Origin of the sequence: Rhodococcus sp. (in: high G+C Gram-positive bacteria) (assembly GCF_049286785.1) — a bacterium.
Classification (GTDB): Bacteria; Actinomycetota; Actinomycetes; order Mycobacteriales; family Mycobacteriaceae; genus Rhodococcus_F.
Genome location: NZ_JBAQEO010000923.1, coordinates 1 through 5,692, shown reverse-complemented (window position 1 = coordinate 5,692; position 5,692 = coordinate 1). Strand labels below are relative to the sequence as shown.

6 protein-coding genes are annotated in these 5,692 nt (G+C 64.3%); 1 reads left to right on the top strand and 5 read right to left on the bottom strand.

The genetic code is table 11. The features are described from left to right. Window positions 1-1,780 (bottom strand): ATP-dependent zinc metalloprotease FtsH (gene ftsH / locus WAW17_RS33550; protein WP_422337139.1); only part of this gene is annotated, 1,780 nt, incomplete at its 3' end. Here ftsH and WAW17_RS33545 point away from each other — a divergent pair. Next, window positions 1,770-2,000 carry a hypothetical protein gene (locus WAW17_RS33545; protein ID WP_422337138.1) on the top strand — a complete coding sequence of 77 codons (231 nt, stop codon included), beginning with the start codon at window positions 1,770-1,772 and terminating at the stop codon, window positions 1,998-2,000. The genes ftsH and WAW17_RS33545 overlap by 11 nt on opposite strands. Window positions 2,001-2,251: 251 nt before the next feature. On the opposite strand, the gene aroQ is transcribed toward WAW17_RS33545, so the two are convergent. The 4 genes from aroQ to WAW17_RS33525 all read right to left on the bottom strand — a co-directional run bounded on the left by aroQ (window position 2,252) and on the right by WAW17_RS33525 (window position 5,590). Beyond that, window positions 2,252-2,692 (bottom strand): type II 3-dehydroquinate dehydratase, encoded by a 441-nt coding sequence (gene aroQ, locus WAW17_RS33540; RefSeq protein WP_422337137.1) that lies wholly within the window; start codon window positions 2,690-2,692, stop codon window positions 2,252-2,254. Window positions 2,693-2,768: 76 nt separating this feature from the next. Next, window positions 2,769-4,049, bottom strand: coding sequence for an ATP-dependent Clp protease ATP-binding subunit ClpX (clpX, locus tag WAW17_RS33535; protein ID WP_422337136.1), 1,281 nt, complete (start codon window positions 4,047-4,049; stop codon window positions 2,769-2,771). A gap of 245 nt (window positions 4,050-4,294) precedes the next feature. Further along, window positions 4,295-4,957: an ATP-dependent Clp protease proteolytic subunit gene (locus tag WAW17_RS33530; protein ID WP_422337135.1), complete on the bottom strand. Its 663-nt coding sequence runs from the start codon at window positions 4,955-4,957 to the stop codon at window positions 4,295-4,297. A 45-nt stretch (window positions 4,958-5,002) separates the two neighbouring features. After that, the gene (locus WAW17_RS33525; RefSeq protein ID WP_422337134.1) at window positions 5,003-5,590 is read right to left on the bottom strand and encodes an ATP-dependent Clp protease proteolytic subunit; all 588 of its coding nucleotides are present in this window, start codon (window positions 5,588-5,590) and stop codon (window positions 5,003-5,005) included. Window positions 5,591-5,692 lie beyond the last annotated feature (102 nt).

Sequence of the window (5,692 nt, the reverse complement as noted above, 5' to 3'; positions counted from 1 at the left end):
CCACGGAACCGTCCACGGTCTCCTTCTCCACGAGCAGCTCGGCAAGATGGTCCAGCGCCGCACGATGCCTGCGCAGCAGAGTGATGGCCCGATCTTCGGCCACCCGGAGCAGTCGCGCCACCTCCTCGTCCACGACGTGCTGCGTCTGCTCGGAGTAGGGCCGGTCGAATACCGTTCCCTGGGTGTCGGTGCGAAGGTAGTCGGTGCTGCCGGAGGCGTAGCCGACGGGCCCCAATGCTTGGGAGAGCCCGAATTCCCGCACCATGCGAGTAGCGATCCCGGTTGCACCGGTGAGATCGTCGGCCGCTCCGGTGGAACCCTCACCGAGAACCACCAGTTCCGCCGCCCGACCTCCGAGCCGGACGGTGAGCAGGTCGGTGAGGTAGCTCTCGCTGTAGAGGTGCCGCTCCACCTCGGGAAGTTGTTCGGTAGCGCCCAGCGCCATTCCGGCCGGGAGGATCGTCACTTTCGCGACCGGGTCGGCGTGCTTACACAGCGCCGCGAGAAGGGCATGTCCGGATTCGTGCACGGCAACCGCGTGGCGCTCCTCCGGCAGGAGGGCGTTGGTCGTGTCACGGCGACCCAGGAGAACGCGATCCCGTGCGGCCGAGAGATCTTCGGCGCAGATGATGGTCCGGTCCGCGCGTACCGCATTGATGGCCGCCTCGTTGACAACGTTGGCGAGATCCGCACCGGAGAACCCCGGGGTGCCACGGGCGAGAACACCGAGGTCGACGTCCGGATCGATGTGCTTGCCTTTCACGTGAACCTCGAGAATCGCCGCTCGCTCCACCTGATTCGGCAGAGGGATCGTCACTCGCCGGTCGAAGCGTCCCGGACGAAGAAGTGCCGGATCGAGCGACTCCGGCCTGTTGGTGGCGGCGAGAACCACGATTCCCGCGCTCTGGTCGAATCCGTCCATCTCGGCCAGCAGCTGGTTGAGGGTCTGCTCGCGTTCTTCGTTGCCGCCGTACCCGCTACCGCTACCCCGCCTGCTGCCGATGGCGTCGATCTCGTCGATGAAAATGATCGACGGCGGGCTCTTGCGTGCCTGCTCGAACAGGTCACGCACCCGGGACGCCCCCACCCCGACGAACATCTCGACGAATTCGGAGCCGGTCACCGAGAGGAAGCGCACGCTGGCCTCCCCCGCCACCGCACGGGCCATCAGGGTCTTGCCGGTGCCGGGCGGTCCGATCATGATGACCCCGCGCGGGCCCTTCGCCCCTGCCGCCGCGTACTTGCCCGGGTCGCGCAGGAAGTCGACGATCTCGCTGACTTCCTGTTTGACGCCCTCGTATCCGGCCACGTCGGCAAAGCGGGTAGTGGGGCGCTTGGCCTCGATCACCCTCGCCTTCGAACGGCCGAACGCGCCCGCACCTCCGAGTCCCCCGCCGCCGCTGCCGAATGCACGCCGGGCACTGCGGCCCACCCAGAGGAACAAGCCCACGAGCAACGCGAGCGGAAGCAGGCTGATCAGAAGTGAACCCCAGAAGCTGTTCGTGGCCCGCTCGGCGCTGATCTGTACCTGCTTGTCCTGCAGCTTCTGATCGAGCCCGGACACATCCAGGGCGGTAGGTATCTGGGTGGTGAAAGGCTTGTCGTCGGTGAACGACCCACTGACCGTGCCCTCGCTGTCGATCGTCACGGTCTTGACCTCGCCCGAGTCGATCTTGTTCAGAAAGTCGGTGTAAGACAGCGAGTCCTGCGCCACCGAACCCCACAGGGTGCTGAACAGGAACACCGTTGCCACGAGAAGCAACATGCTGATGGGCGTCACCAGCCGTCGCCACGGACTCGGCGACGGCACCGGTGGCGGCGGCGGGTCTGGCGGCGGCCCGGATCTGGCCGAGCGCGACAGGTGGCTCGAGAACAACCTGGTGCGAGTGATCATCGAGTACTCCCGAGTCGGATTCGGACCGCGCCGGGGTCCCGGGGGGACTCAGCCGGCAGCGCACAACAAGCCGCCGAACCGCAGGGCGGACTACGCGGCACCATAGCCATGGTACCTACCGGCACGCGCTACGCCTGGATAAACAGGCCCACTCGGATCCGTCGTCAGTGACCGGTCTGCGTCCGGCTGTCGTGAACGCAGGGGCAGAAGCGCTATGGCATGGCCGGTTGGCCGAAAGAGCCGCCCGAGCAACCGGATCGACGCCGGTGATCACCGGCCCTCGTCCCGACAACATGATTCGGCGGCCGGCAACCGGCATCCCGGGATCCCCTGCGCGGCAGGTGGATCCCTGTCGTGTCAGCGCTTGCCGCAGATGAAGTCGATTGCCAGCCCGTACCCGCTGATGCCGAGGCCGGCGATCACGCCGGTGGCGATCCCCGAGACATACGAGTGGCGGCGGAACTCCTCGCGGGCGTGCACGTTGCTGATGTGCACCTCGACGAGTGGAACCTCGAGCGTCACCAGCGCGTCACGCAGTGCCACGGATGTGTGGGTGTATCCACCGGGATTGATCACCACGCCCGACGCCGTCGTCCTGGCCTCGTGAACCCAGTCGATGAGTTCACCCTCATGATTGGACTGCCTGGCCACGATCTCACAGCCCCCCCGCGCCGCAGCCGCACGGCAGAGTTCGATGACGTCGTCCAGGGTCTCCCGGCCGTACACTTCCGGCTGGCGTTGCCCCAACAGGTTCAGGTTCGGGCCGTTGAGAACGAAGATCGGGCCAGGCGCGGTCATCGCGCGAGATACCTCCAGTTGTGCATTTGGGCGAGCTGAGGAGTCTGTTCGGGCAAGGGATACCGCCCCACCCGACCTACGCGGACTTGTCGCGACGCTCCCCGCGCTCCGGCTTGCGCGGCACGATGGTGGGCAGCACGTTGTCGTTGACCGTTTCCGCGGTGACGACAACCTTCTCGACATCGTCACGGCTGGGGATGTCGTACATGACCGGAAGAAGGACTTCTTCCATGATGGCGCGCAGGCCACGAGCACCGGTGCCCCGCAGGATCGCCTGATCCGCGATGGCTTCGAGCGCGTCGTCTGTGAACTCGAGATCCACGCCATCCATGTCGAACAACCGGCTGTACTGCTTGACCAGTGCGTTCTTGGGCTCCGACAGGATCTGGACGAGAGATTCCTTGTCGAGATTGGTCACCGAGGCCACGACGGGCAGTCGACCGATGAACTCGGGGATCAGACCGAACTTGATCAGGTCCTCAGGCATGACATCCGCGAAGTGGTCCTGCGTGTCGATTTCGGCCTTCGACCGCACCTCCGCGCCGAACCCGATCCCACGCTTACCCACGCGATCCGACACGATGCGCTCGAGGCCCGCGAAAGCACCGGCGACGATGAACAACACATTCGTGGTGTCGATCTGGATGAACTCCTGGTGCGGATGCTTACGCCCGCCCTGCGGGGGCACGCTCGCCTGCGTGCCTTCGAGGATCTTCAACAGTGCCTGCTGCACACCCTCGCCCGACACGTCCCGGGTGATCGACGGGTTCTCGCTCTTGCGGGCGATCTTGTCGACCTCGTCGATGTAGATGATGCCGGTCTCGGCGCGTTTCACGTCGTAGTCGGCTGCCTGAATGAGCTTGAGGAGGATGTTCTCGACGTCCTCACCCACATAGCCGGCCTCGGTCAGCGCCGTCGCATCCGCGATAGCGAAAGGAACGTTGAGCATCTTCGCCAACGTCTGGGCCAGGTAAGTCTTGCCGCAGCCGGTGGGCCCGAGCATCAGGATGTTCGACTTTGCCAGCTCCACCGTCTCACCACGCGCGTCACGGGTTTTGTCGCCGGCCTGGATACGTTTGTAGTGGTTGTATACGGCGACCGCGAGGGTCCGCTTCGCGGCGTCCTGGCCGATCACGTAGTTCTCGAGGAAGTCGCGGATCTCGGCAGGCTTGGGCAACTCGTCGAGCTTCACCTCACTGGACTCGGCCAGTTCCTCTTCGATGATCTCGTTGCACAGGTCGATGCATTCGTCGCAGATGTACACCCCAGGCCCTGCAATGAGCTTCTTGACCTGCTTCTGGCTCTTACCGCAGAAAGAGCACTTGAGCAGATCCCCGCCATCACCGATGCGTGCCATCTCGTCAGGTCCCTACTTCCTTCGTCTGCGTGCAACCGTCGAATTCGGATTCCGCGGCTGACCCGCGCATACCGACCGAAAACGAAAGCCCGTTATGTGACCGTACCCGCAGATCGCGAGCGAGGTCGACTGGTTGTGAGTGATTCGCCTACCGAACTTCGGGAAACGCCAGCCTCCCCGATCCCGCACCCGGCTCGCGGCAACCACGCACTATTGGCGTGTCGCTCGAGCCGGGGCGGCGGAAATCACTTCAGCGCGCTGAGTTTGCGGTACTCGAGCACGTCGTCGATGATCCCGTACTCCTTGGCTTCCTCGGCCGTCAGGATCTTGTCGCGATCGGTGTCCTTGCGGATCACGTCGGGTGCCTTACCGGTGTGCTTCGACAAGGTGGTCTCCATGAGGCGCCGCATGCGCTCGATCTCGGCAGCCTGGATCTCGAGGTCGGAAACCTGGCCCTGGATACCGCCGGAGGACGGCTGGTGGATCAGGACGCGCGCGTTGGGCAGAGCGAGACGCTTACCCGGCGAACCCGCTGCCAGCAGCACCGCTGCCGCTGAGGCCGCCTGGCCCAGGCACACCGTGGTGATGTCGGCGCGGACGTACTGCATGGTGTCGTAGATCGCCATCAACGAGGTGAAAGACCCACCCGGGGAGTTGATGTACATGGTGATGTCACGATCGGGGTCCAGCGACTCGAGAACGAGCAACTGAGCCATGACGTCGTTGGCCGACGCATCGTCCACCTGCACGCCGAGGAAGATGATGCGCTCCTCGAACAGCTTGTTGTACGGGTTGGACTCCTTGACGCCGTAGCTCGAGTGCTCGATGAACGACGGCAGGATGTAACGAGACTGCGGGGCGGCCGGTGCCTGGCCCCCCAGGCTGCGAGGATCGAACAGGTTTGTCATCAGTTCTCCAATGGATTGTGGGACGCGCGACAGGTGATTCCGGGACTAGTGCCCGGTTCCACCCGCCTGGCGTGCGCGGGAGACGACGTGGTCGACGAAGCCGTATTCGAGAGCCTCGCTTGCTGTGAACCAGCGGTCGCGATCCGAATCCGCCGTGATCTGCTCCACCGTCTGACCGGTGTGCTCGGCGATCAATTCGGCCATCTCACGCTTGGTGTGCGCGAACTGCTCGGCCATGATCGCGATGTCGCTGGCCGTACCACCGATACCCGCCGACGGCTGGTGCATCATGATGCGCGCATGCGGGAGGGCGTAACGCTTGCCCTTCGTACCGGCGGACAGCAGGAATTGGCCCATCGAGGCGGCCAGGCCCATTCCGAAGGTGGCGACGTCGCATTCGGCGAACTGCATCGTGTCGAAGATCGCCATCCCGGCACTCACCGAACCGCCGGGCGAGTTGATGTACAGCGAGATGTCCCGGCCGGGATCCTCCGCCGACAGAAGCAGGATCTGTGCACACAGCTTGTTCGCGATGTCGTCGTCGACCTGGGTACCGAGGAAGATGATGCGCTCGCGCAGCAGGCGCTCGTATACCGAATCGCTGAGGTTCAACCCAGCGGTGGCTGAAGTCATGGCGGGACTCTGCAAAGTCTCCAGGTGATTGGAAGTCACGGTACCTGCCTTCTTCGTGAATCGTTGATTGCTGACACAGACACTAACGAAGTAGGGCGGCAC